The organism is Streptomyces prunicolor NBRC 13075, from assembly GCF_000367365.1.
GTDB classification, from domain to species: Bacteria; Actinomycetota; Actinomycetes; order Streptomycetales; family Streptomycetaceae; genus Streptomyces; species Streptomyces prunicolor.
In genome coordinates, this window is record NZ_BARF01000025.1 from 225560 (window position 1) to 247820 (window position 22261).

26 protein-coding genes and 3 pseudogenes are annotated in these 22261 nt (G+C 70.9%); 13 read left to right on the plus strand and 16 right to left on the minus strand.

What is annotated here, in order from left to right; translation table 11 throughout:
- Positions 1-3: 3 nt before the first annotated feature.
- On the minus strand, positions 4-984 hold the full coding sequence (locus SPR02S_RS10780; protein ID WP_019056968.1) for a TauD/TfdA dioxygenase family protein: 981 nt from the start codon (positions 982-984) through the stop codon (positions 4-6).
- Between the two features lie 95 nt (positions 985-1079).
- The gene (locus tag SPR02S_RS10785) at positions 1080-1577 is read right to left on the minus strand and encodes a HEAT repeat domain-containing protein (RefSeq protein ID WP_019056969.1); all 498 of its coding nucleotides are present in this window, start codon (positions 1575-1577) and stop codon (positions 1080-1082) included.
- 149 nt (positions 1578-1726) lie between these two features.
- Here SPR02S_RS10785 and SPR02S_RS10790 point away from each other — a divergent pair, with 149 nt between their 5' ends.
- Both SPR02S_RS10790 and SPR02S_RS10795 read left to right on the plus strand, forming a co-directional pair.
- Positions 1727-2557 carry an aldo/keto reductase gene (locus tag SPR02S_RS10790; protein ID WP_019056970.1) on the plus strand — a complete coding sequence of 277 codons (831 nt, stop codon included), beginning with the start codon at positions 1727-1729 and terminating at the stop codon, positions 2555-2557.
- 137 nt (positions 2558-2694) lie between these two features.
- Positions 2695-3129, plus strand: a complete 435-nt coding sequence (locus tag SPR02S_RS10795; RefSeq protein ID WP_019056971.1) for a cupin domain-containing protein — start codon at positions 2695-2697, stop codon at positions 3127-3129.
- 9 nt (positions 3130-3138) lie between these two features.
- Here the strand turns inward: SPR02S_RS10795 and SPR02S_RS10800 are convergent, their stop codons facing one another.
- The 3 genes from SPR02S_RS10800 to SPR02S_RS10810 form a co-directional block, all read right to left on the minus strand.
- Positions 3139-5484, minus strand: coding sequence for a SpoIIE family protein phosphatase (locus SPR02S_RS10800; protein WP_019056972.1), 2346 nt, complete (start codon positions 5482-5484; stop codon positions 3139-3141).
- A gap of 88 nt (positions 5485-5572) precedes the next feature.
- Entirely contained in the window at positions 5573-6040 is a 468-nt protein-coding gene (locus SPR02S_RS10805; RefSeq protein WP_019056973.1) for a peroxiredoxin, read from the minus strand.
- Complete coding sequence (locus SPR02S_RS10810; RefSeq protein WP_019056974.1) at positions 6037-6417, minus strand: DoxX family protein; 381 nt, start codon at positions 6415-6417, stop codon at positions 6037-6039. Before SPR02S_RS10810 ends, SPR02S_RS10805 begins: the two co-directional genes overlap by 4 nt.
- 382 nt (positions 6418-6799) lie before the next feature.
- Between SPR02S_RS10810 and SPR02S_RS55525 the strand changes: the two genes are divergently transcribed.
- The 3 genes and pseudogenes from SPR02S_RS55525 to SPR02S_RS10820 all read left to right on the plus strand — a co-directional run bounded on the left by SPR02S_RS55525 (position 6800) and on the right by SPR02S_RS10820 (position 7969).
- A complete protein-coding gene (locus tag SPR02S_RS55525; RefSeq protein WP_245607548.1) occupies positions 6800-7093 on the plus strand; it encodes an enoyl-CoA hydratase/isomerase family protein in 294 nt (97 codons plus the stop codon).
- Positions 7075-7197, plus strand: a pseudogene (locus SPR02S_RS60065) (acyl-CoA dehydrogenase family protein); the annotation flags it as partial. The gene SPR02S_RS55525 and the pseudogene SPR02S_RS60065, both read left to right, overlap by 19 nt.
- A gap of 46 nt (positions 7198-7243) precedes the next feature.
- Entirely contained in the window at positions 7244-7969 is a 726-nt protein-coding gene (locus SPR02S_RS10820; protein ID WP_019056976.1) for an SDR family NAD(P)-dependent oxidoreductase, read from the plus strand.
- Position 7970: 1 nt separating this feature from the next.
- Here the strand turns inward: SPR02S_RS10820 and SPR02S_RS55530 are convergent, their stop codons facing one another.
- The gene (locus tag SPR02S_RS55530; RefSeq protein WP_043258190.1) at positions 7971-8150 is read right to left on the minus strand and encodes a hypothetical protein; all 180 of its coding nucleotides are present in this window, start codon (positions 8148-8150) and stop codon (positions 7971-7973) included.
- Between the two features lie 318 nt (positions 8151-8468).
- Here SPR02S_RS55530 and SPR02S_RS10825 point away from each other — a divergent pair, with 318 nt between their 5' ends.
- Positions 8469-8654: a hypothetical protein gene (locus SPR02S_RS10825; RefSeq protein WP_019056977.1), complete on the plus strand. Its 186-nt coding sequence runs from the start codon at positions 8469-8471 to the stop codon at positions 8652-8654.
- Positions 8655-8690: 36 nt separating this feature from the next.
- Here the strand turns inward: SPR02S_RS10825 and SPR02S_RS65685 are convergent.
- Positions 8691-8816: pseudogene (locus SPR02S_RS65685) on the minus strand (SDR family oxidoreductase); the annotation flags it as partial.
- A gap of 171 nt (positions 8817-8987) precedes the next feature.
- Between SPR02S_RS65685 and SPR02S_RS10830 the strand changes: the two are divergent.
- The 3 genes from SPR02S_RS10830 to SPR02S_RS64785 all read left to right on the plus strand — a co-directional run bounded on the left by SPR02S_RS10830 (position 8988) and on the right by SPR02S_RS64785 (position 10561).
- Positions 8988-9653, plus strand: a complete 666-nt coding sequence (locus SPR02S_RS10830) for a TetR/AcrR family transcriptional regulator (RefSeq protein WP_026150413.1) — start codon at positions 8988-8990, stop codon at positions 9651-9653.
- Between the two features lie 253 nt (positions 9654-9906).
- A complete protein-coding gene (locus SPR02S_RS64780) occupies positions 9907-10215 on the plus strand; it encodes a hypothetical protein (protein WP_026150414.1) in 309 nt (102 codons plus the stop codon).
- 205 nt (positions 10216-10420) lie between these two features.
- On the plus strand, positions 10421-10561 hold the full coding sequence (locus SPR02S_RS64785) for a hypothetical protein (RefSeq protein WP_245607543.1): 141 nt from the start codon (positions 10421-10423) through the stop codon (positions 10559-10561).
- A 25-nt stretch (positions 10562-10586) separates the two neighbouring features.
- Here SPR02S_RS64785 and SPR02S_RS10845 read toward each other — a convergent pair whose 3' ends face one another.
- From SPR02S_RS10845 to SPR02S_RS10860, 4 genes are all read right to left on the minus strand, one after another.
- Positions 10587-11108 (minus strand): MarR family winged helix-turn-helix transcriptional regulator, encoded by a 522-nt coding sequence (locus SPR02S_RS10845; protein ID WP_019056979.1) that lies wholly within the window; start codon positions 11106-11108, stop codon positions 10587-10589.
- 174 nt (positions 11109-11282) lie between these two features.
- A complete protein-coding gene (locus SPR02S_RS10850; RefSeq protein ID WP_019056980.1) occupies positions 11283-12935 on the minus strand; it encodes a carboxylesterase/lipase family protein in 1653 nt (550 codons plus the stop codon).
- Between the two features lie 72 nt (positions 12936-13007).
- A complete protein-coding gene (locus SPR02S_RS10855; protein WP_019056981.1) occupies positions 13008-13751 on the minus strand; it encodes a polysaccharide deacetylase family protein in 744 nt (247 codons plus the stop codon).
- 193 nt (positions 13752-13944) lie between these two features.
- Entirely contained in the window at positions 13945-15351 is a 1407-nt protein-coding gene (locus SPR02S_RS10860) for a glycosyltransferase (RefSeq protein ID WP_019056982.1), read from the minus strand.
- 130 nt (positions 15352-15481) lie between these two features.
- Here SPR02S_RS10860 and SPR02S_RS10865 point away from each other — a divergent pair, with 130 nt between their 5' ends.
- The 3 genes from SPR02S_RS10865 (at position 15482) to SPR02S_RS10875 (ending at position 18116) form a co-directional block, all read left to right on the plus strand.
- The gene (locus tag SPR02S_RS10865) at positions 15482-15943 is read left to right on the plus strand and encodes a BlaI/MecI/CopY family transcriptional regulator (protein ID WP_019056983.1); all 462 of its coding nucleotides are present in this window, start codon (positions 15482-15484) and stop codon (positions 15941-15943) included.
- 4 nt (positions 15944-15947) lie between these two features.
- On the plus strand, positions 15948-16952 hold the full coding sequence (locus tag SPR02S_RS55540) for a M56 family metallopeptidase (protein WP_019056984.1): 1005 nt from the start codon (positions 15948-15950) through the stop codon (positions 16950-16952).
- Between the two features lie 228 nt (positions 16953-17180).
- Positions 17181-18116, plus strand: a complete 936-nt coding sequence (locus SPR02S_RS10875; RefSeq protein ID WP_019056985.1) for an alpha/beta hydrolase fold domain-containing protein — start codon at positions 17181-17183, stop codon at positions 18114-18116.
- Positions 18117-18181: 65 nt separating this feature from the next.
- On the opposite strand, the gene SPR02S_RS10880 is transcribed toward SPR02S_RS10875, so the two are convergent.
- Both SPR02S_RS10880 and SPR02S_RS55545 read right to left on the minus strand, forming a co-directional pair.
- Positions 18182-19261 carry an Ldh family oxidoreductase gene (locus tag SPR02S_RS10880; protein WP_019056986.1) on the minus strand — a complete coding sequence of 360 codons (1080 nt, stop codon included), beginning with the start codon at positions 19259-19261 and terminating at the stop codon, positions 18182-18184.
- Between the two features lie 21 nt (positions 19262-19282).
- A complete protein-coding gene (locus tag SPR02S_RS55545) occupies positions 19283-19816 on the minus strand; it encodes a thiamine pyrophosphate-dependent enzyme (protein ID WP_306305724.1) in 534 nt (177 codons plus the stop codon).
- On the opposite strand from SPR02S_RS55545, the gene SPR02S_RS64790 reads away from it, so the two are divergent.
- Positions 19739-19945, plus strand: a complete 207-nt coding sequence (locus SPR02S_RS64790; RefSeq protein ID WP_019056988.1) for a hypothetical protein — start codon at positions 19739-19741, stop codon at positions 19943-19945. The genes SPR02S_RS55545 and SPR02S_RS64790 overlap by 78 nt on opposite strands.
- A gap of 37 nt (positions 19946-19982) precedes the next feature.
- On the opposite strand, the pseudogene SPR02S_RS60080 reads toward SPR02S_RS64790, so the two are convergent.
- The 3 genes and pseudogenes from SPR02S_RS60080 to SPR02S_RS64795 form a co-directional block, all read right to left on the minus strand.
- Positions 19983-20444, minus strand: a pseudogene (locus SPR02S_RS60080) (amidohydrolase family protein); the annotation flags it as partial.
- Positions 20445-20565: 121 nt separating this feature from the next.
- A complete protein-coding gene (gene lhgD / locus SPR02S_RS10900; protein WP_019056990.1) occupies positions 20566-21774 on the minus strand; it encodes an L-2-hydroxyglutarate dehydrogenase in 1209 nt (402 codons plus the stop codon).
- A 47-nt stretch (positions 21775-21821) separates the two neighbouring features.
- Entirely contained in the window at positions 21822-22253 is a 432-nt protein-coding gene (locus tag SPR02S_RS64795) for an aldehyde dehydrogenase family protein (protein WP_019056991.1), read from the minus strand.
- Between the last annotated feature and the right edge of the window lie 8 nt (positions 22254-22261).

Consider the following 22261-nt stretch of genomic DNA (forward strand, 5'->3'; position numbering starts at 1 on the left):
GTGTCACCAGCGGCCGGGCTCGGTGCCGACGATCGGGTCCGACGGCTTGCCGTCCACGCCGACCGGTATGTCGCCGGTGAGCATCACCCGATGCATGGTCCGGGAGAAGCCGAGGTGGGCATTGTCGCTGGGGGCGAGGTGGATGGTGGCCCGGTTGTCCCAGAAGGCCACGCTGCCCGGCTCCCAGCGGAACCGGACGGTGTACTCGGGCCGGGTCGCCTGCGCGAGCAGCATCTCCAGGATCGCGGCGCTCTCCGCACGGGAGACGTCGGTGATCTGCTCCAGGTAGTAGCCGTTGACGAACAGCACCCGCTCCCCCGTCTCGGGGTGCACCCGCACCAACGGGTGCACCGAGGCGACCTGGTGGTCCAGGAGGTGGCGGACGTACGCGTCGTCGCCGGGCCGCGGCTGATAGCCGACGCCGAGCCGGTGCTCGGCCCGCAGCCCGTCCACGAACTCCCGTACCGGCTGCGACAGTCCGGCGTACGCGGCGGCCAGATTCGACCAGGTGGTGTCGCCGCCGTACGGCGGGACGGTCTCCGCGCGCAGGATCGTCGCGGCGGGCGGGTCGACGCGGGCGCCGTGGTCGCAGTGCCACCCGCGCAGGAGGGTGTGCCTCCGTCGTTCCAGCCACTCCTCGTGCTCCATGCCGAACCGGCCACCCAACTCCAGCCGGTCGGCGGTCGTTTCGACCTCGGGGAAGCCGGCCGGTGACGCGCCGCCGCGCCGCCCGAGCACGACGGGTTCCCCGAACCGGCGCGCGAACGCCACATGCCCGGTGTGGTCGAGCCGTTGCCCGCGGAAGAACACGACCTTCCAGCGCAGCACCGCCGCGCGGATCGCGGCGACCACGGCATCGTCGAGTTCACCGGCCAGATCGACACCGGTGATCTCGGCCCCGATATGCCCGGAGGCGGGCCGCACCTCCATGCCGTCCACCCGCACCGTCCCGTCCGTCGTCGTACCGCTGCTGTCCGTCGTCATGCCCGCTCCGTCGTCGTACGTGCCCGGCCGGTCGTCCGCACCAGGTCCCCCTACCGGGTCGTACCCAGGTCGTACGAGTTCCAAGGAAGATCGTGTCAGCGATCCCCGGGCGGGGCGACAGGGCCCCGGTCCGCCTCGGCTCCGCGCCGCGCGGCACGCGCGGGCCGGGGAGCGGTCCGGCGATGGACGGGACCGCCGGGCGTGTACCACCCGGCCTTCTTGCGGACGAGCGGGGACGGATCGTCGGCGTGGGCGCGGATCAGTGCCGCGACGGCGTCAGGCCGACTGTGCACCCACAGTCCGACGAGTTCGACGGCCCTGGCCCGCACCTGCGGGTCCAGGTCCCGCTCCAGGAGCCGGATGCCCCGGGGCAGCAGCGTGAGACGGTCCGCGAAGCAGGCCGCCGCGTCCGGCTTGCACCGGTCGCAGGACAACGCGTGCACGGCCGCGATCCGCACCCGCGCGTCGGGGTCGTCGGGCCGCGCGGTCAGGTCGTCCACGGCGTCCGGGACCAGCAACTCGTCCAGCAGCTTGCAGCACTGTTCGCGCACCAGCGGGTGGGTGTGGTCGAGCCCCTCGCGGATGGCGGGCACGGCGGCTGCTCCACGCCGGAGCAGCTCACGGAAGGCTCCGGGACGGGGGCTCACTGGTCTTTTCCACCTGGCGGGACGGCCCTGGTCCGGCGGGCGTGGGACTGCCCGCCCATACTGGGTGTGCCGCACAGTCAAGGGAAGGTCCGACCGTGATCAGCATCCCCACGCACACGCTCAACGACGGAACGAAGATCCCCGCCATCGGCCTGGGTACCTGGCCGATGGACGACGCCACGGCCGAGGAGGCCGTCGACGGTGCGTTGCGCCTGGGCTACCGCCTGGTGGACACGGCGACGAACTACCGCAACGAGACCGGCGTCGGCCGTGGCATCGCCCGCAGTGACGTGCCGCGCGAGGAGATCCTCGTGACGACGAAGCTGCCGGGTCGCCACCACGGCTACGAGGAGACCCTCGCGTCCTTCGAGGAGTCCCGGGCGCGGCTCGGCGTGGAGTACGTGGACCTGTATCTGATCCACTGGCCGCTGCCCCGCGTCGGCAAGTTCGTCGATTCCTGGAAGGCGATGATCAAGCTCCGCGAGGACGGTCTCGTCCGGTCGATCGGCGTCTCGAACTTCACCCCCGGGCACATCGAGCAGTTGGAGAAGGAGACCGGCGTCCTGCCCTCCGTCAACCAGATCGAGCTGCACCCGCTCTTCCCGCAGGACGAACTGCGCGCCTTCGATGCCGAGAAGGGCGTTCTCACCGAGAGCTGGAGTCCGCTCGGGCGCGGTTCCGAGCTGCTGAACGACCCCGCTGTCGTGACGGTCGCCGAGGCCTTCGGTGTGACACCGGCCCAGGTGGTGCTGCGCTGGCACACCCAGCTCGGGGCCATCCCGATCCCCAAGTCGGCGGACCCCGACCGGCAGCGCGCGAACCTCGACATCTTCGGCTTCGAACTCGGCCCGGCCCAGCTGGCCGCCATCGCCGACCACACGCCGCAGCGGCTGGGCGGGGACCCGGAGACGCACGAGGAGTTCTGAGAGTTTCCGGGAAGTCACCGGGGCTCAGGGAAACTCTGGGAGTTCCGGGGGTGGGAGTCGGCGTTTCTGCCCCCAACTCGCCTTCCCTGCCTCTATGTTCACGGCGGATGCTCAGGATCTCATCGGAAGGTTCTCGTATGCGCACCGCGTTCCGTACCGCCGTGACCGGGTCGGTGGCCGCCGCCGCTCTGCTGGTCGGCACCGCCGCCCAGGCGACCCCGGCGGGGCCCGGAGTCACCGCCCGGCTGATCAGCCAGACCACGATCGGCGACACCGACTACACCCTGCGCGAGATCACCATTCCGCCCGGCCAGGCCACCGGCTGGCACTACCACGACGGGCCCCTCTACGGCATCGTCAAGCAGGGCACGCTCAGCCACTTCGACTCCAGCTGCGCCTCCGACGGCGTGTACAGGGCGGGCAACCCCATCCAGGAACCGGCCGGTTCGGGCAATGTGCACATCGGCCGCAATCTGGGGAACGTCCCTCTCGTCCTCGACGTGCTGTACGTCCTGCCGCACGGATCACCGTTCTCGGAGGACGCGCCGAACCCGGGCTGCCCCTTCGAGTGAGCCGAGTTGTCAGTCGGTCGGCAGCGGCTGTTCCGCCCAGATCGTCTTGCCGCTGCCGGTCTGCCGGCTGCCCCAGCGCTGGGTGAGCTGCGCGACGAGGAGAAGTCCGCGCCCGCCCTCGTCGTAGGCGTGGGCGCGGCGCAGATGCGGTGAGGTCGAACTGCCGTCGGAGACCTCGCAGATGAGGGCGGAGTCACGGATCAGCCGGAGCTGGATGGGCGGTTCGCCGTACCGGATGGCGTTGGTGACGAGTTCGCTGACGACGAGTTCGGTGACGAAGGCCTCCTCGTCCAGTCCCCAGGCGGTGAGTTGCTCGGTGGCGGCCTGCCGGGCCCCGGCCACGTGCGCGGGGTCGGGTTCGATGTCCCAGGTGGCGACCCGGTCGGCGCCCAACGCCCGGGTGCGCACCAGCAACAGGGCCACGTCGTCGCTGGGTTCCTCCGGCATCACGGCCTTCAGCACCACGTCGCACAGCGCGTCCAGCGACTCGGCGGACGTGGTCAGCGCGCGGCACAGTTCGGCGGTGGCGTGGTCGACGTCGCGGTCCCGGTCCTCGATCAGACCGTCCGTGTACAGGGCGACGACGGCCCCCTCGGGCAGCTCCAACTCCACTGACTCGAAAGGGAGTCCGCCGACGCCGAGCGGTGGTCCCGCGGTCATGGGGACGAGGCTCGCGGTCCCGTCGGGCAGGACGACGGCCGGCGGTGGATGTCCGGCGGCGGCCATGGTGAGGCGGCGCGAGACCGGGTCGTAGACGGCGTAGAGACAGGTGGCGCCGAACTCCGCGACCTCGTCGCCGGTGTCGTCCGTCGCGAGGTGGGTGACCAAGTCGTCGAGGTGGGTGAGGAGTTCGTCCGGCGGGAGGTCCACGTCGGCGAGGGTGCGGACGGCCGTGCAGAGGCGGCCCATGGTCGCCGAGGACGGGATGCCGTGGCCGACGACGTCGCCGACGACGAGGGCCACGCGGCCGCCGGACAGCGGGATGACGTCGAACCAGTCGCCGCCGATACCCGCGAGCGACCCGGAGGGCAGATAACGGTGGGCCACCTCGACCGCCGCCTGCCCGGGCAAGTCCCTGGGGAGCAGGCTGTGTTGGAGGGCGAGCGCGGTGGAGCGCTCACGGGCGAAGCGGCGCGCGTTGTCGATGCAGACGGCGGCCCGGCTGGCCAACTCCTCGGCGAGTACGGCGTCGTCGGCGGCGTAGTCGTCCGGGTGGGCCATGCGGACGCCCACCGCGACACCGAGCGTGGTGCCCCGGGCCCGCAACGGCACCGCGATCATCGAGTGGACACCCTTGCGGTAGGAACTGCTCTCGGGGGAGCGCGCGTTGCGGTCCGCGACCCACCGCACGAATTCGGGTTCGCCCGCCTGACTGCGCACCGCCCTTCCCTCGCGCAGGGCACGCACAGGTGGCGAGGACGGCTCGTAGACGTCCGTCTGTCCCAGGCGTACGGCAGCGCCCGGCGTGCCCTCGTCGACGGAACCGTGGGCGACGCGCCGCAGCACGATCTCGCCGTCCGGGGTCGGCGGTGGTTCGTCCGCTCCCAGTACCCACGGGAGCAGGTCCACGCTGGCGAAGTCGGCGTAGCGGGGCACGAGGATCTCCACCAGTTCCTCGGCGGTGCGGATCACGTCGAGGGTGGTGCCGATGCCGGCCGCCGCCTCGTTCAGCAGGGCCAGCCGCTGCTGGGCGAGGTACTGCTCGGTGCTGTCGAACGCCGCGAGGGCGACCCCGGTCACCTCGCCGGAGTCGTCCTTGAGGGGCCACATCTCGATGCTCCAGGCGTGCTCCCGGTTCAGGGCGGGAGCACCGGCCCAGCTGTTGTAGCGGACCGGTCTACCCGTCTCGGCGACCATGCGCAGGTTGCTCAGGAAGCTGTGGCTGTGCTCGGCGTCCTCCACGCTCTCCGGGAAGAACCGGCCGATCAGGACGTCCTCGGGAACTCCCATCACCCGGCAGGCGACGTCGTTGAGGCGGAGGTAGCACTGCTCGGTGTCGAAGACGGAAAGCGACATCGACGCCTGCTGGAAAGCCTGCTCCGCCAAGGTGGGTGCGGGTGCCGGTTCGGCGAGGTGCTCGGCGGTGATGACGTATCCGTCCGGTGCGCCGTCCGCGCCGAGCACCGGGCACGCCCGCGCGGTGAGGGAGAGCGGGGTTCCGTCCCGGTGTCGTAGGACCAAGGGGCCCGCCAGCGCGGCCAGGGCCGTGGTGGCGGGAGGTTCGGCGAGCAGTGCCCCCACCGACCGTCCCACGGCCTCCTCGGCCGGGTATCCCGTCAGTGTCCGGGCACCCTCGCTCCACCCCGTCACGATGCCTCGGGCATTGATGACCGCCGCGGCGGAGGCCTGCTCCATATCGTCCAGGATGGTCCTATTACCGCGCCGCAACAACCGCGCTACGGCATTTGTGGCCCCTGTGTCACTTCCGGTGAGTCCCCCCGTGTCACTTCCGGTGGGTACGGAGTGCGGCGAGGGCGCGGTCGGCGTGGGTGTTCATCCGCAGCTCGCTGGAGACGACCTCCAGGATCGTGCGGTCCTCGCCGATGACGAAGGTGGCCCGTTTGGTGGGCGCCAGCGAGAACCCGCGTTTCACTCCGAACCGTTCCCGGATCGTCCCGTCGGCGTCCGAGAGGAGCGGCATGCCGAGGGTGTGCTTCCCGGCGAACTCCTGCTGTTTGTCGACGGAGTCACCGCTGATGCCGACGGGCCGCGCGCCGACCGCCGCGAACTCGGCGGCCAGATCACGGAAGTGGCAGGCCTCGGCGGTGCAGCCGGCGGACAGGGCGGCCGGGTAGAAGAACAGCACCACCGGCCCCTCGGTGAGCAGTTCCGTGAGGCTGCGTTCGGCGCCGGTCTCGTCCGGCAGCGTGAAGTCCTCGATCTTGTCGCCGCCGTTCAGGCGTCCTGTCATGACTGTCCCTCCCCATTCTTCGCGACACTGCGTGCCCACAGTACGAGAGGCACCTGCAGGGGCAGCCGCCCGTAGGCCGCCGCCTTCTGCGGGGTCGGCCGGTTCCGCCAGTCCAGCGCCATCTTCACGTTGGCGGGGAACACGCCCACGAAGAAGCCCGCCGCGGCCAGCGCGGCCGTACGCCGGGTGCGCGGCGCCGCGATGCCCGCGGCCAGCGCCAGCTCGACGACACCGCTCGCGTACGTCCAGGTCCGGGGCGACCCGGGCAGGACGCTCGGGATCGTCGCGTCGAACTGTTTCGGCGAGGCGAGGTGGGCGACTCCCGCGGTCGCCAACAGACCGGCGAGCAGCAACGACGAGCGTTCGGACCGTGACACGGTTCCTCCTCTGGTGGCCTGCCGCGCGATGTTACTCCACGGTAGGCGAGAGGTGATGGTCGACCTTGCCCAAACGTCAGACCCGACAGTCGTGCGGAGACGAACGAGAGGAAATCGAGCCTGCGTGCGCGGCGCTGGCGGCCAGTCACCGGACGAACGTCGACCTCGCGAAGCTGGACGACGCCCACACGGACCTGTGGCGGCGGGCGAGGACAACCAGCGCTCCCTGCGGGCCGACATCCGCTGGCACAACGCCGTGGCGAGGGCCGGCGAGAACGAGCCTCTCATCGGTTTCATGAGTGCGCTCTCGCAGTCGATCCACGCGGCCACGAACATCGAGCAGTTCAGGGACGCGGACATCCGCAAGCTCACCGCCCACAGCATGAGCAAGGTGAGTGCCGTGCGGAGCGTGGCAGCCGGCGGAGACGTCCGCATCGTCACCCTGAACCGCCCCGACCGACCGAACGGCGTGTCCGAGGAACTGCGCCGACGACTGCCGGAGGTGTGGCGCGAACTCGCGGACGACACCAAGGCCCGGGCTGTCGTCCTCACGGGCGCGGGACTCGTGTTCAGCGCGGGCGGCGACTTCGACCACCTGTTGCGGCACCACACCGACCCGGATCTGCGGGAGAGGTCTATACGTTGTTCGGCGGGTACGGCTACGGCTACATACTGAAATACCCCGTTGTCCGGCCCTACGCGGACTCATGCATCACCCGCATCTACGCCGGGACCAGCGAGGTCATGAAGGTCATCATCGCCAAGTCCCCCGGATTGTGAGGCGGTTACGGTGCCGGACTTCTCGAGCAGACCAGGTGTCGCGTTCGTGGCGGGCGGCTCGGGCGGTGTCGGGGCTGCGGTCGTCCGACTCCTCGCCGAGCGCGGCAGCGACATCGTCCTCACCTACCGGACCAACCGGGATGCGGCGGACGCAGTCGCGGCCGAGGTCACGAAACTGGGCCGTCAAGTCCGCTCGATTCGACTGGACCTGACCGACGAGTCCGCCACAGCGGAGGCCGTGTCCGAGCCGGCCCGTGGCATCCACACCCTCGTGTACGCGGCGGGCCCACACGTACCGATGCGGCACCTGAGCAAGGTGTCGCCGAGCGAGTACCGCGCGCAACTCGAAGGTGACGCCGTGGCGTTCTTCAACCTGGTGCATCCCGCACTGCCGTTGCTGCGCGAGAGCCGGGGCAACATCGTCGCCGTGACGACGGTCGCCACCCGCCGCTTCCCGGTTCGGGACGGACTGTCGTCGGGCGCGAAGGGCGCGGTCGAGGCGGTGGCCCGGGCGCTGGCCGCCGAGGAGGGTCGGTACGGCGTCCGCGTGAACTGTGTGGCGCCCGGCATGCTCAACGACGGTATCGCCGGCCGTCTGATCAGCTCCGGCGAACTGGACGAGGCCGCGCTCGCCGTCACCCGGCGCAACATCCCGCTGCGCCGCTTCGGCGATGCGACCGACATCGCGGAGGCGGTCGCGTTCCTCGCCTCGGACCGGGCCGGGTTCATCACCGGGCAGGCATTGGGAGTTGACGGAGGGTACAGCGTGTAGGTCACACAGGGGCGATGCGCCGACCTGCCATGTATGCGGCACGGACCAGCTCCCCGGACAGCGCGCGGAGGGCCTCGCGCAGCGGTACGCGCAGCCGGCACAGGTCGGCGGCCGGCCTATCCGTCAACCAGCATGTCCGGCCCGCGCGTTGGGGCTCTCCGGTGAACAGCCGCAGAGCCACCCCGGGTGGTCCTCACGGAAGGCCGGCAGGCGGGTGGCAGGGGCCGGTGTGCGGGTGGCGGAGGGGGCCGGGAGATCCCGCCGGAGACGGTGGAGCCTCCGGAGTGGATGGCGAGGGCCGCCGTCCTCCTCGCGGGCCAGGACGCCGTCGGCCTCACAGGTACCGTTCGACACTCGGAATCCCTTGCCCAAAAGGCAGTTGGCCTGCACACGGCGCGGGATGCGCATGACTGTCCGGCATCATCCGGGGCACTCGGGAGACAACGGCGCAGCCACCGGGATCACCGGTGGCTCGCCGTCTATCCGGAGGGGTTAACAGATGCTCGCATTCGTAGCGGCCGCACTTTTCTTCATCGCCTTCATCATCCGTATCACCGAGACATCGACCCAGATCGTCTTCAGCTCGACGAGCCTCATGCTTCTCGGGCTCGCCTTCCTGGCCGCGCATTCGGCCGGTGTAGGGTCGGGCTGGTCCGCCCGGCGCAGCACCGGACGCCGACGCTGAGGAAGCGGCGCGCTCCCGCACCGCCGAGACCCCACCACCGACGAGAACGTCGACTCCGGAAACGAAAGCGGCCTCGTCCGACAACAGAAGCGCAACCACAGCCGCAACGTCCTCGGCCCGGCCCGTCCGCCCGAGCGGCGTCTGCTCCACCAGAGCAGCCACGGCGGGTTGGGCCGAGGCATCCTGCCCCCCGAGGAGAACCTCCTGCCATCCGGACGGACAGCGATGAGAATATCATTCTCATAACACGCACGCCCGGATCTCGCACTTGCGCCTTCTTCTTCTCCCAAGAACGCCAAGGCGTTACCGCTGAAGTGGACTATCGTTCTTCATGTGACAGATGCCCCCGAAGAACAACCAGCCTGGCGCCAGCGCGCCGTTGAGCGTTCCACCCGTGCCGCCAAGCTCCGCGCCGAACAACGTGTGCAGCGCTTCCTGGACGCGGCGCAGGAACTCATCATGGAGAAGCGGACGACAGAATTCACCGTCCAGGAGGTCGTGGACCGCTCCAAACAGTCACTGCGCAGCTTCTACCAGCACTTCGACGGCAAACACGAGCTGCTGCTCGCCCTGTTCGAGGACGCGCTGTCCAAGTCGGCGGCGGAGATCCGCGAAACGGCCGGCGCCCAGTCGGATCCACTCCAGGCGCTGCGGCTCGGCGTGACGATGCTGTTCGAGCAGTCGTTGTCCAACCCCGGTGTGGAGCGCCCCCTGTTCAGCGACTTCGCGCTCCAACTCCTCGTGAAGGATCCCGCCCAGGTGGCGACCGCTCAACTCCCCCTGCATCAGGTGTTCACGGAGTTGCTCCAGCAGGCCGAGGACGCCGGCGTCATCCCCGCCGGGAAGCCCCGGCGGCAGGCCTCGATCCTGGTGCAGACGGTCATGTTCGTCGCACAGGGCAACGGAGTTCCGGCCGGCAGCCACGCGGCCCCGGTCACCGCCGAGGAGTTCTGGCAGTTCTGTCTCGGTGGCCTCTCGGGCGTCTCCGTGCGCAACTGACGGACGGCGGTCGGCCATCTGACGGCTCAATTGACGCTCTCCACAGCAGAGAGTGCGGCTCTCTCCCATCGGAACGAGGGGTGGGCGATGACCGAGCCGCTACGGCATGGAGTGCAGCGCTACCGGGTCGCGCAGTGGGTCACCGGGAACATCGGGGCCCGCACGATGCGTGCCGTACTGGAGCATCCGAACCTGACCTTGGCCGGGGGGGTACGTCCATACGCCGGCCAAAGCGGGCCTGGATACTGGTGAGTTGAGCGGGGTCGGGTTCGACGCGACCGGTGTGCTCGCGACGCACGACATCGACGAAATCCTGGCGCTCGGCGCCGACTGCGCCCTCCACACCCCGCGCGACTGCGATTTCGGCGAGGTGTGCACGCTGCTCTCGCCAGGGGTGAACGTCGTGTCTACACGCGGCGAGTTCCATCACGCGCGAGCAACGCCCGGCGGACTGCGCGACAACTTCGGCCCGTCGTTGCGGCTGCTCACCGAGGCGCTCTCGGTACCGCTCGACTCGGTGGAGGCGGTCGGCGAGGTCGCAACTGCCCGCCACCCCACCTGAATTATCCCGGGCACGCTGCCCGTGGGCACCGTAGCCGCGCAGCGGATCACCGTGTCCGTACTGCGCAGAGGCCAACCCTTGCTGCGGTTCCGCGCCAACTGGCACTGCACCACCGCCCTCGACCCCGCCTGGGATCTCCGCGCGACCGGCCGGCATGTTTCGGTCGAGGGGGGACGCACCGCTCGACGTCGACCTGAGGTTCCGCGTGCCCCTCGACCGGATGGCCGCGATGTCCCCGCTCCACACCGCGAACCGTGCGGAGAACGCCGTGCCGTTCGTCTGCGCGGCAGCCCCCGGAATCCGGTACACGGCCGACCTCCCGCAGATCGTCGCCGACCCCGGGTGAAGTCGGCGCGACCCGCACCCGGAGCTCAGGCCGTGACGGCCGACGCCGCGACCTCCGGCTCGCCGTCGTCCTCGATCGAGTACTTCAGGAAGTCGTCGACCATGCGGTGGAACAGCGTTGCCAGTTGCTGCAGTTCGTCCGTCGACCACTCCGAAAGGGCCATTTGCATTCCGCGCGCACCGGCGTCCCGGACACTGCTGACGGCCTTCCGGCCGGCCTCGGTCAGTTCGATCCGCTGGGCTCGGCGGTCGTCGGGGTCGGGCACGCGGGTGACGTATCCGGACTTCTGCAGCTGCTGCACCGTCCGCGTGACATGCGAGGCCTCGACCCCGAGGCGATGCGCCAGTTCCCCCGGGCGCAGCGGGTCGGAGTCGGCGACCTGCCGCAGCAACGCCACCGCCGCACGGTCCAGCGGCACACCGGCGAGGGCCATGAGCCGGTCGTGCTGGCGCGCGCGCGTGCTCAGGTAGGTGATCCGAGTGAGGGCTCGCTCGATCTCGGTCACCTCCGGGGAGGCGGGGGCTTCGGGGATCGGTGGTGTGGACATGGGACCCACTTTACCATATCGTTGCGTAACTAAAGTAAGTTACTGCATTCGTTTGGCGCGCCTACTGCGGAGAGACTACTTCCCTGGTATTCAGCGGCTTCTCCGCACCCGCTCCCCGCCCCGTTCCCGTCCCCGCGCCCACCTCACCTCACCTCACCTCACCTCACCGAAGCGTCACCAGGGCTTCTGGCTCGCGAAGAACCGCTCGAAGAAGTCCACCTTGGCCGCGTCCGCGAGGGCGAGCGGGCCGAACCGGTCGCCGAGTTCCATCGCGGTCGCGAAGCGGTGGTTCGCCGCGGGCCAGCGGGTGAGACCGTGGCCGTTGGGGTCACCGTGGGTCGCGAAGTTCACCACGTAGTCGGACAGGGTGTCGGCGACCTCGCGGTCCGCGTCGGTCCAGGGCAGGTTCGTGGCGTAGAGGTTGTCGAAGATGTAGTTGATCTCCGAACCGTGGTACGCGCCACGGGAGTTGGCGCCGGTCGCGGTCGGCGGGACATGCTCCCAGTAGTACGTGAAGACCGGGCTCTTCGCCGTCTTCGCCCACTCGGCCGCCCACAGGTTGGCGGAGACGCGCGAGCCCTCGCGGGCGGAGGCGTTGCGGGCCTGGCCCGCCTCCGTGTCGGTGGTGGCGGGGTAGAGCTTCAGGAACTCGTCGGCGAGAGTGCCGTACTCCTTCTCCGCAGTGCTCTCGTAGTCCGTGAGCTTCACGGTCGGGCTCGGGGAGGCGCCGTTCTCGTCCTTGTTGCCGCCGGCCAGCACGGGCACGTCGTTCAAGTGGCCACCCGCCAGGGCCTGTTCGTACGTCCACGGCTTGACCCAGCCGTCGAGGACCGGGCGGAACTCCGGCGGGTTGCCGTTCACCGGTCCGCTGACCGAGGTGTCGCTCGCGTTCTGACCCGCCATCAACTTGGCGCTGTCCAGGGCCCGGAGAGCGGTCGGCGAGGTGGCGCCGAGTGCGGTGACGTACGCGGTGCCCTGACTCTCCGCCGTTTCCAGCGTGCGGTACGACGCCGCCAGCGCCGCGATCTCGGGGTCGCCGGTGGCGCAGGCGCCACCGCTCTCGGAGATCGCGCCCTGGAACAGGCCCTTGGCGAGCGGGGAGTAGATGAGGTGCATCACCGAGGCACCGCCCGCCGACTGGCCGGCGATCGTCACGCGGTTCGGGTCGCCGCCGAACGCGGAGATGTTGCGCCGTACCCAGCGCAGGGCCGAAATCTGGTCCAGGAGACCGTAGTTGCCCGACGCCCCGTGGCCGGACTCGACGCTGAGTTCGGGGGTGGAGAGGAAACCGAACGCGCCGGTGCGGTAGTTGAGGGTCACCACGACCAGGCCCTTGGCGGCGAGACCCGCGCCGTCGAAGCCCGGGTCGGAGGCGTAGCCGCCGGTGAACCGGCCGCCGTAGATCCAGACCAGGACCGGGCGCTTCTCGCGTGAACTCGCCGCGCCGGTCCAGACGTTGAGGTTGAGGCAGTCCTCGCTCATGGTGACCGAGGCCGAACCCATCATCTGTTGGGGGCAGATGTCCCCGAAGGTGTCCGCGGCACGCACGCCCGTCCAGGAGTTGGCCCGCTGCGGCGGACGCCAGCGGTTGTCGCCCGCCGTGGTCGCCGCGTACGGCAGGCCCTTGAACACGGTGACTCCGGAGACGAGCGAGGCCACGCCGGACACGCGGCCGGTGTCGATCCGGAGCGGGCCGGTGAGCGGGGTTCCGGAGGTCGTGCGGTCCGCCGCGCCGGCACTCGCTCCCGTACCGACGAGTGCGGCCGTCGCGGCGACGGTCAGCGACCCGTTGAGGAAGGTCCGACGGTTCATGGCGTTCGAAAGCATGGGGGGCTCCCTGGTCTAGGTACTTGCGAACGTAAATTCCGCCGACCGGGAACGCCAACAATATTGTCAACTTCAGAGCGGATCCACAGCATGCTCCCGCAGCGGCCCCACGGACAGGCCGCGCCGCGCGCAGGTGTCGAGGATGCGGGGCACGGCGCCGAGCGTGGCGCGCCAACTGCCGGGTGCCGAGGTGCAGTCGGAGTCGTGCAGCAGGACGGTGCCGCCACCGCGCAGGTCTCCGGTGACCGTCCGGTGCACCGACTCGGGTGTGGCACGCGCCCGCCAGTCCTCGCCCCAGGCCGTCCACAGCACCGGCGTGAGGTCCAGGCGGCGGGCCGCGAGATGGACGGCGGTCGACATCACGCCGTAGGGCGGCCGGAAGAGCCGTGGCGCACACCCGGTGAGGTCGCCGACCGTGTCCCGGGCGCGGGCCAGGTCGTCGTAGGTGGCGCGGGGGCCGCGCAGCAGCAGCGGGCGGTGCAGCCAGCCGTGAACGGCGATCTCATGTCCGGCAGCGGCGATCTCGCGGACCAGACCGGGGGCGCGTACGGCTTGGTTACCGAGGAGGAAGAACGTGGCATGCACCCGGCGCTCGTCAAGCAGCCGTAGGAACAACGGAGTTGACAGCCGGTCCGGCCCGTCGTCGAAGGTGAGCGCCACGTGGTCCGGCCGACCGCGACCGGAGAGGCGGGGCATGACGCGGTTGCGCAGCGGGCCGTAGGTGGAGAGGACGGGGGCGGCATACGCAGCGGCGAGGACCGGGAGTGCGGGGAGGGCTGCGCGGGCGGTCGTACGGAGGAGGCGGGTGGCGGTCATTGGGGACGCCCCTTCGTGGAGCTCGCGGCGGACGCGGTGTGGACGCGCGGCGCGGCGCAGACGGTCGCAAGCAGAAGGCCTACGGTCGTCATGCGTGCCACCGTCCTCGCGGAACCCGCGGCGGACGGGGTGCGCCCGACAACGGAGTTGCGCGATGCGGCACACGCGGCCGTAAGAAGAAGGTCCACGTCGCTCATGCGTGGCGCCCCTTCGTGTAACCCCCGTGGGGCACGTGGCCCGCGTGGTGGGCGTGGCCCATGTCGTCGAGGTCGAGGTCCTGGCCTATCGCGTGCATCAGGCCCGGGCCGGCCTCGGTCGTGGCGACCGCCGTGCCGACCGCGCCCGCCCAGACCGCGCAGGCCAGGGCGGTGGTGGTCGCGAGCCGCCGGGCGGTCGGACGGGTGGTCCGGCGAACGGTGGGCCTGGGCGCGGACCCCGCAGTGAGTGGCGCGGCGGGACCGACGCCCGCCCGGCAGATCATGGCCGTCTCGGCGGCCGGGCCCCGGTCCGGGCCGAGCTGCTCGTCCGCGAACAGGGCGAGGCCCGCCTCCCGTTGCAACAACCCGCGTGGGCCGTCGATCAACTCGCCCAGTACGTGCTTGAGTTGGGCCGGGTCCCGGATCCACGCGGCGACGCCCGCCTCGTCCAGGGCCGCCGCGTTGGTCAGTCCGTGACCGGGTATGCAGCCGTAGCTGGCGACGGGCAGGCCGGTGGCGAATGCCTCCAGGGAGGTCAGGCCGCCGGCGTTCTGGATGAGGACGTCGGCCGCGTGCATCAGGCCGGGCATGTCGTCGACCCAGCCGTGGACGTGTTCGATGCCGTCCGCGCGGAGCTGGTCGGCCAGTGTCTCGTTGCGGCCGCAGACCACGAGCGGTACGGCCGCACCGCAGTCGCGCAGGTCCCGGGCGACCTCCCGGACCGGGCCCACGCCCCAGGAACCGGCAACCAGCAAGGCCAGTGGGGCAGTTGGAGGCAGGCCGAAGCGGGCGCGGGCCGCGGCGCGTTCCGACGCGTCCACGGGGTGGAAGCGCGGGTCGGCGACCGGGCCGCACACGCGGACGTCGCGCGCACCGGCGGCCCGGGCCTGCGCGGCGGGCACGGCGTGCAGCGCGAGGTGGACGTCGACGCCGTCGGCCACCCACAGCGGATGCACCGAGAAGTCGGTGAGGTAGGTGAGGACGGGCACGGCCAGCCGCCCGTCGAGCCGGAGGTTGCCCAGGACCCGGCTCGCACCCGGGTAGGTCGACACGACGGCGCCGGTGTCGGCGGGCAGGGCGCGCAGCAGCCGTTCCTCGGCGGAGCGCAGCAGCGCCTGCGCGACGCGGCCGCCGCCTCCGGCGCGCTCGGTGCTGCTGTAGATCCGCTGGTAGGCCCACGGCGCGCGGACGAGCATCCGGTGGTAGCCGTCCCGCACGAGCCGGCCGAGCCGGGCGGGCAGCACGTCCAGCAGATCGAGCCGGTCGACCGTGAGGCCGGCCGCCACCAGCCGCCGTTCCAACTCGGCCGCGGCGCCGTCGTGACCGGCTCCGACGCTCGCCGAGACGATCACGACACGCTCGGCCGACGCCGGACGGCGCACCGTATTCCCGAGGTGGGGCATGGGCTTCTTTCCTCCGCAGGTGGAGTGGAGCGGCGAAACTCTACAACATGTAGTAGGTGTACTCGTACAACATGTAGTAGGCCGACGGGTAGGCTGTGACGCCGAGCGGTGAAAGGCGGTGGGGTGAACAGTGCACGACCGGAAGAGCGACGAACCCGGCGCGACGTCCGGCAGGCGGGCGCGCGGTGAGCTGGAGAGCGGGGTTCTCGCCGCGCTCTACGGGGCCGACGAACCGCAGACCGCGCGCCAGGTCAGGGAGCGGCTGCCGGGAGACCTCGCGTACACCACCGTGCTGACGATCCTGTCGCGCCTGCACGACAAGGGGATGCTCGTCCGGCACCGCGCGGGTCGCGGGTACGCGTTCGCGCCGGCCCGGGACGAGGCGACCCACACCGCGGAGCGGATGCGCTCACTGCTGGAGCACGGCACCGACCGCGAGGCGGTGCTCACCCGCTTCGTCTCCGAACTCTCCGAACAGGACGAGCAGTTGCTGCAGCGACTGCTCGCCGGACACGACGGACCGCACCACGCCGACCGCACCGACCGCACCGACCGCACCGACCGCACCGACCGCACCGACGAAGGACCGTGAGCCGGTGCTGATCAGCGTGTACGTCCCCCTCCTGATCACCATGGTCCTCGCGGTGTTCGCGCCCCGCGCCGCCCGTCGGTTGGCCCCGCGCCCGGCCGCCTGGTCGCTGGCCTCCGCCGCCCTGGTGGCGTCGCTGGGCTGGCTCGGCTCACTGGCGCTGCTCGCGTTCGCCGGGCTGGTGCAGATCCCCGAGGTCGCCGAGGAGGGACAGTGGTCGGTCGCGGCCGTGCGCGCCTCCGACCCGGTCCACCTCACCGTCGCCGGGGCCGCCGCGCTCACCCTCCTCGCGTCCGTCACGGGCCTCACCGTCGCCGCCGCACGTCAGCTACGGCATCTGCGCTGGGCCCGCCGCGAGTGCCGACTGCTGCCCGGAGACACGGAGTTGGCCGTCCTGGACATGGAGTCACCGGAGGCGTTCGCGCTGCCGGGGGCACCAGGGCGGATCGTGGTGTCGAGTGGAATGCTGCGCTGCCTCGGCGACCGCGAACGCGAGGCGCTTCTCGCCCACGAGCGGGCACATCTGCGCGGCCGGCACCATCTCTTCCAGACCCTCTGGCGCCTCTCCGCCGCCGTGATTCCCTTGCTACGACCGCTGTCCACCGCGGGCGGCTTCGTCCTGGAGCGCTGGGCCGACGAGGAGGCCGCGGTGCGCGTCGGCGATCGTACGGTCGTCGCCCATGCGGTGGGCCGGGCCGCGCTGGCCGGCTCGGCGAACCGTTCCCGCCCGGCACTGGCCGCGACCGGTGGAGCGGTGCCGCAGCGGGTACGGGCGCTGCTCGCGCCGCCTCCCCCGCGCCGGGCCCTGCCGTTCATCGCGGGCGCCGCACTGCTCGTCGTGTGCTGTGTGAGCCTGGCCGATGCCGCGACCGACAGCGAGGAGATGATCGAGACGGCGCAGCGGGCGGCGTGCGTGACGACGGAGGCACGGGCCGTTTCGGCGCCGTCGGGCCCGCAGCACGAGGTGTGCTGTGAACACGGACAACTGGACGGGCCCGCCCAACACCGCTGACCACTGGGCGGCACCGTCACAGCGTCGTCGGCGCCGGTCGGCCGCCGCTGCGCCACCCGCCCCTCTCGCCGCTCCCCCGCCGCCCCTGAACAGCGCCGATCGCAACATCCACCCGAAATACACCCGTGTTATCGTCACCCCACCCATCGCCAGGAATCCTGTTGATCGATCCCGGCGATCGGACGGAAGTCCCAACCTCCTTCGCGCGCACCCCACGAATGGAACGGCATGTCTGTTCTGGCCCGGCCCGCGGTGGCCGCCCTCGCCGCCAAGTCCTTCCAGCGTCTCGCCGTGCTGGCCGACCGGCGCCCGAGCGGGCGTGGTTCCGCCGCCTCCTCTCATCAGCGGCTGCCTGAATTCCCGCGCCGGACACGGGAGTTGACGATCCCGACCAGCATCGCCCCGGCGCGGGCCACGGTGTATCTGCCGACCGGTGAGGGGCCGCCTCCGCCGGTGCACGTGAACTTCCACGGCGGCGGCTATGTCGTACCGCTGACGGAACTCGACGACCCGCTGTGCCGTTTCCTCGCGGCGGAGGCCGGTGTCGTCGTGGTGAACGTCGACTACGTCGTCGCGCCGCAGCGTCCGTTCCCCGCGCCGACCCGGCAGGCTTTCGAGGTGGTCCGGTGGGTCGCGGAGCACGGCGGTGCGCAGGGCTGGGACGGCGACCGGCTCACCGTGGGCGGGCAGAGCGCCGGGGGCGGACTCGCGGCGGCGGTGGCCCGGCAGGCGCTGGAGGAGGGCGGGCCCTCGATCGCGCTCCAGGTGCTGCACTATCCGCCGCTGGACCTGGTGACCAGCGCGAAGGACAAGCGGTCCGCCATCGCCAAGCCGGTGTTGAAGCCCTGGATGGCCGAGATCTTCGACACGTCGTACGTCCCCGATCCGAAGGTGCGTGCCGACCGGCTGGTGTCGCCCGCCCATCCGTCGGACACCGCGGACCTGAAGGGCATCGCCCCGGCCCTGGTCATCACGGCCGAGTACGACCTCCTCAAGGCGGAGGGCGTCGCCTACGCCGACCGGTTGCGGACGGCGGGCGCTCTGGTCGAGCACGTCGACGTCACCGGCGCCGACCACGGCTACGACGGCCAGGACGACGAACGGGCCCTGCACTCCTACGCCCTGATCGCCCGTCAGGTGCGGGAAGCCGTGGGCACTGCCTGAACTCCCCTCCCTGACAAAGCACTTCGCCGGCCGTCCCCTCGGACAGTCGGCGAAGTGCCGCTGGGTCACGCCGACGGCACCGGCTCCGGCAGCGTGAGGCCGAACTTCCCCGCCGCCTCGGTCAGCTCACGCCAGACCTTGGGCGCGACGGGGATGCCCTTCGTACCCCGCCCCTCGGCGACCGCCGCGCTGCGCTCGCCGGGGTAGAAGACGCCCTCCGCGCCGTCCGCGGGCGGCAGTTGCTTGAGGGTGGCCAGCGTTTCGTCCACCGCCGCGGTGAAGGCGGCCGGGTCGCCGAAGGCCGCCGGGTCGAGGGCGATGAGCAGCGCGTTCTGGCGGTGCTTGCGACCCTGGGGGTCGTCCGAGTGGAACGCGGCGAAGATCGGCGCACCGACCAGCACGCTGGTGAGCAGCTCGAAGGCCAGGGACATCCCGGACCCCTTGGCGCCGCCCACCGGCAGGGGCATGACGGCCAGTTCGGGGTCGGTGGTCGGGGTGCCGTCCGCGGTGGCCACCGCGCCCTCGGGCAGCGGGGTGCCGCTCGCCTTCGCCTGGCGGATCTTGCCCAGGGCGATGGTCGCGGTGGCCATGTCGAGGAGCAGCGGCACGTGGGCCTTGGCCGGTACGGCGATGGCGAGCGGGCTGGTCGCCACGGCGGCGCCCTTGACGCCGGTGTAGCCCATGTTGGGCATCCCGGCGACATAGCCGATGCCGACGAGTCCCTGCTCGGCGATCTTCGACACGTAGTAGCCGATGGCACCGGTGTGCACGGTGCGGCGGACCCCGACGGCGGCGACTCCGCTGACCCTGGCCCGGGTGACCGCCTCGTCGGCGGCGGCGCTGAGGGCCACCGGGCCGGGGGCGCGGTCGGCATCAAGAACGGCCGCTGCCGGGGCAGTTGACTCGATCCGGATATCGGCGTCGGCGTTGGCCACACCCTTGGCCAGCAGCTCCAGGTAGGCGGGGACGCGGGCGATGCCGTGCGAGTCGACGCCGCGCAGCGCGGCCCACACGAACACGTCGGCGGTGGTGCGTGCCTGCTCGGCGTTCAGGCCGCCCTTCTCCAGGAGTGCGGCGGAGAAGGTGCGCAGATCGTCGGCGGCGACAAGTACCTTGCCCGGCTTGGGCGTTGCGGTGTCGGACATGGTGGCGGGTCCCTTCCTGGTTCAGCGGGTGACGAGGACGTCGACGACGGCGGTGGTGCCCTCCGCCACGGCCTTGAGCGCACGCTCCAGCGCGGGGGCGAGGGCCTCGGGCGCGTCGACGGTCTCGGTGTGCATCCCGAACGGCTCGGCGAACGCGGCGAGTCGGGGCAGCCGGTGCAGATCGGTGCCGAGCCACTCACCGGTGTCGGCGGCGGCGCCCTCGGGGTAGAACCTGCGGTGGTTCATGTTCATCGACTTGTAGACGCGGTTGTTGAACACCACGATCAGCAACGGGAGTTCGTAGGCGTTGGACGCGTCGTACGACGGGATCACCGGGTTGTACGTGAACGCGCCGTCGCCGATGGTGAGCACCACCGGGCGCTCCCGCGCGGCGAGTTTGACGCCGAGCGCGACCGCGATGCCCTGGCCGAGGCCGCCCTGGACGTAGAAGTACGAGTCGGGGTCGGCCGTTTGGACATGGCGCTTGACGACGCGGCTGTGGGTGATGGTCTCGTCGACGACGATCCCGCCCTGCCCCTCCAGCAGTTTGCGCAGCGTCGCGGCGACGAGGACCGGGTCGATGCCCTCCGCCTGCGCCGCCTTTGTCTCGGCGGCGGCGATCGCGGCCTGTTCGTCGGCGTGCCGCTGCTCCTGGGCCGCACGGCGCGCCCATGTGGTCGATGATGATCTTCAGCTCGGGGTGCCTGGCGGCGATCTCGCCCAACTCCCGCTTCCAGATGGGCGCGTGGACCATCGTCGGGACGCGGAGTTCCTCGGCGATCGGCCAGTACCAGTCGTTGGTGCCGTCGATCATCCAGTTGCGGTCCTGCGGCCGGTGGAAGGTCAGGCGCGTGCCCTTCACATGCGGGTTCTGCGCGAAGTCCGCCAGCATCGCCTTGCCCTCTTCGGGCTTGTTCTGCGGGATGCGCGCCATGATGCCGAAGCGGTCCGGGTACGCCTCGCAGGCCTCCAGGGCGTAGTCGATCCGGTCGCCCTCCCAGGACGGCGGCAGGATCAGGGCCCGGTTGACGCCGGCCTCGTCCATCAGCTCCAGGGCCTCTTCGTACGAGAAGGGGTCCTCGCGGTGTCCGTTGAGGCGGATGCGCGCCCGCGCGCCCGGGACCCAGGGGCGGTCCGGGGTCTCTTCCTTCCAGATGTGGATCTGCGTGTCGACAACGAACATGTCGTGAGCTCTTTCTCTCGAAGGTCTTTACGGAAGGAACGCTAGGCGGGCGAATGGGCCTTGCCGAGTCCTGGGAGTGCAAGCAGTAGTTGCGCGAAACACCGCTGTACGCAGGGCATTCTCAGTGTGCGGACGGTGTGTCGAACACGGCGCCGACGATGTGCTCGGCGATCGCCATGGACGCCGTGGCGGCCGGCGAGGGCGCGTTGCGGACGGCGGTGATCCGGCCCATCTGATGGATGCGGAAGTCGTCCACGAGGGTGCCGTCGGGGTCCAGTGCCTGGGCGCGGACGCCCGCTCCGCCGCGTACGACGTCGGAGACGCCGACACCAGGGACGTACAGCTTGGCGTCCTTCATGAAGGCCGTCGCGGACAGGGAGCCGCGGTACTCCTTGATGCCGGTCCGCCAGTGCTGGGCGGCCATCTTCCAGGAGCCCGGGTACGCGGCGAGTCCGGCGAGATCCTTCAGCGAGAAGCGGCTGAGTTTGTAGCCCTCCCTGGCCAGGGCCAGGACGGCGTTCGGGCCGACCTCGACGGTGCCGTCGACACGCGGGGTGAAGTGCACGCCGAGGAAGGGGTAACGGGGGTCCGGCACCGGGTAGATGAGCCCGCGCACGAGGTTCGCGCGGTCCGGCTTGAGGAGCATGTACTCGCCCCGGAACGGGATGATCTTCGGTTCCCTCTTGTCCTGCGCCAACTTCGCCACGGCGTCCGAGTGGAGGCCCGCGCAGAGGATCAACCGGTCCACACGGACGCGTACTTGACCCGAGGCGACCTCGATACCGCCGGGCACATCGGTGATCGACGTGACCGGGAAACCGAGCCGCACCTCGCCCTCGGAGGCCTCGATGTCCTTGGCGAACTCCCGGGCGATCGCCGGGTAGTCGGTGATCGCGGTGCGCGGGGAGTGCAGGGCCGCGATGCCGCCCGCATGCGGCTCCAGCTCCTTGATCTCCGCCTGGGAGATCCTGCGGAGTTCGGGCACGTGGTTGTTCCTGGCCCGCTCGTAGAGGCTGTCCATCCGGCCCAACTCGTCCTGGCGTACGGCCACTACGAGCTTGCCGATCTCGTCGTACGGCAGCCCGCGGTCCTGGCAGTACTCGCGCAGGATCCCTACGCCGCGTACGCACAGGTCGGCCTTGAGGCTGCCGGGCGCGTAGTAGATGCCGGCGTGTACGACACCGGAGTTGTGGCCGGTCTGGTGGACGGCGACCTCGTGTTCCTTCTCCAGGACCACGACCCGGGTGCCGGGGCGGCGCAGGGCGATCTCGCGGGCGGTGGCCAGGCCCACGATGCCGGCGCCGACGATACCGATCGTCTCGTCAGCCATCGGCATCCTCCTCTCTGTCGTACCGAATCTCTGTCGTACCGACTTGCTCAGACCCCGAAGTGGATGGCAACGGTTTTGACCCGGGTCGAGAAGCGCAGGACCTCGTCGCCCTGCTCCTTGTAGCCGGTGCCGGAGTCGTGGAAGCCGCAGAAGGGCAGGTGGACGTCCCAGCCGGGGGTGGTGGCGTTGACCGCGATCTGCCCGCACTCGGCCTCGTCGGCGAAGCGGTACGCGGAGGCGAGGTCGCGGGTGAACACGGCGGCGGCGAGGCCGAATTCGGAGTCGTTGACCGTGTCGACGGCCTGCGTGAAATCGTCCACGGCACGGACGGCGAGGACCGGTCCGAAGACCTCCTCGCGCCAGATCGCCGTCTCCGCGGTGACGTCGGCGAGCACGGTCGGCCGGACGAAGCAGCCGTGCGCGTGGTCGCCGTCGGTGTCCGCGCTGCCGCCGGTGAGGACGGTGGCGCCCCGTTCCACGGCCCCCC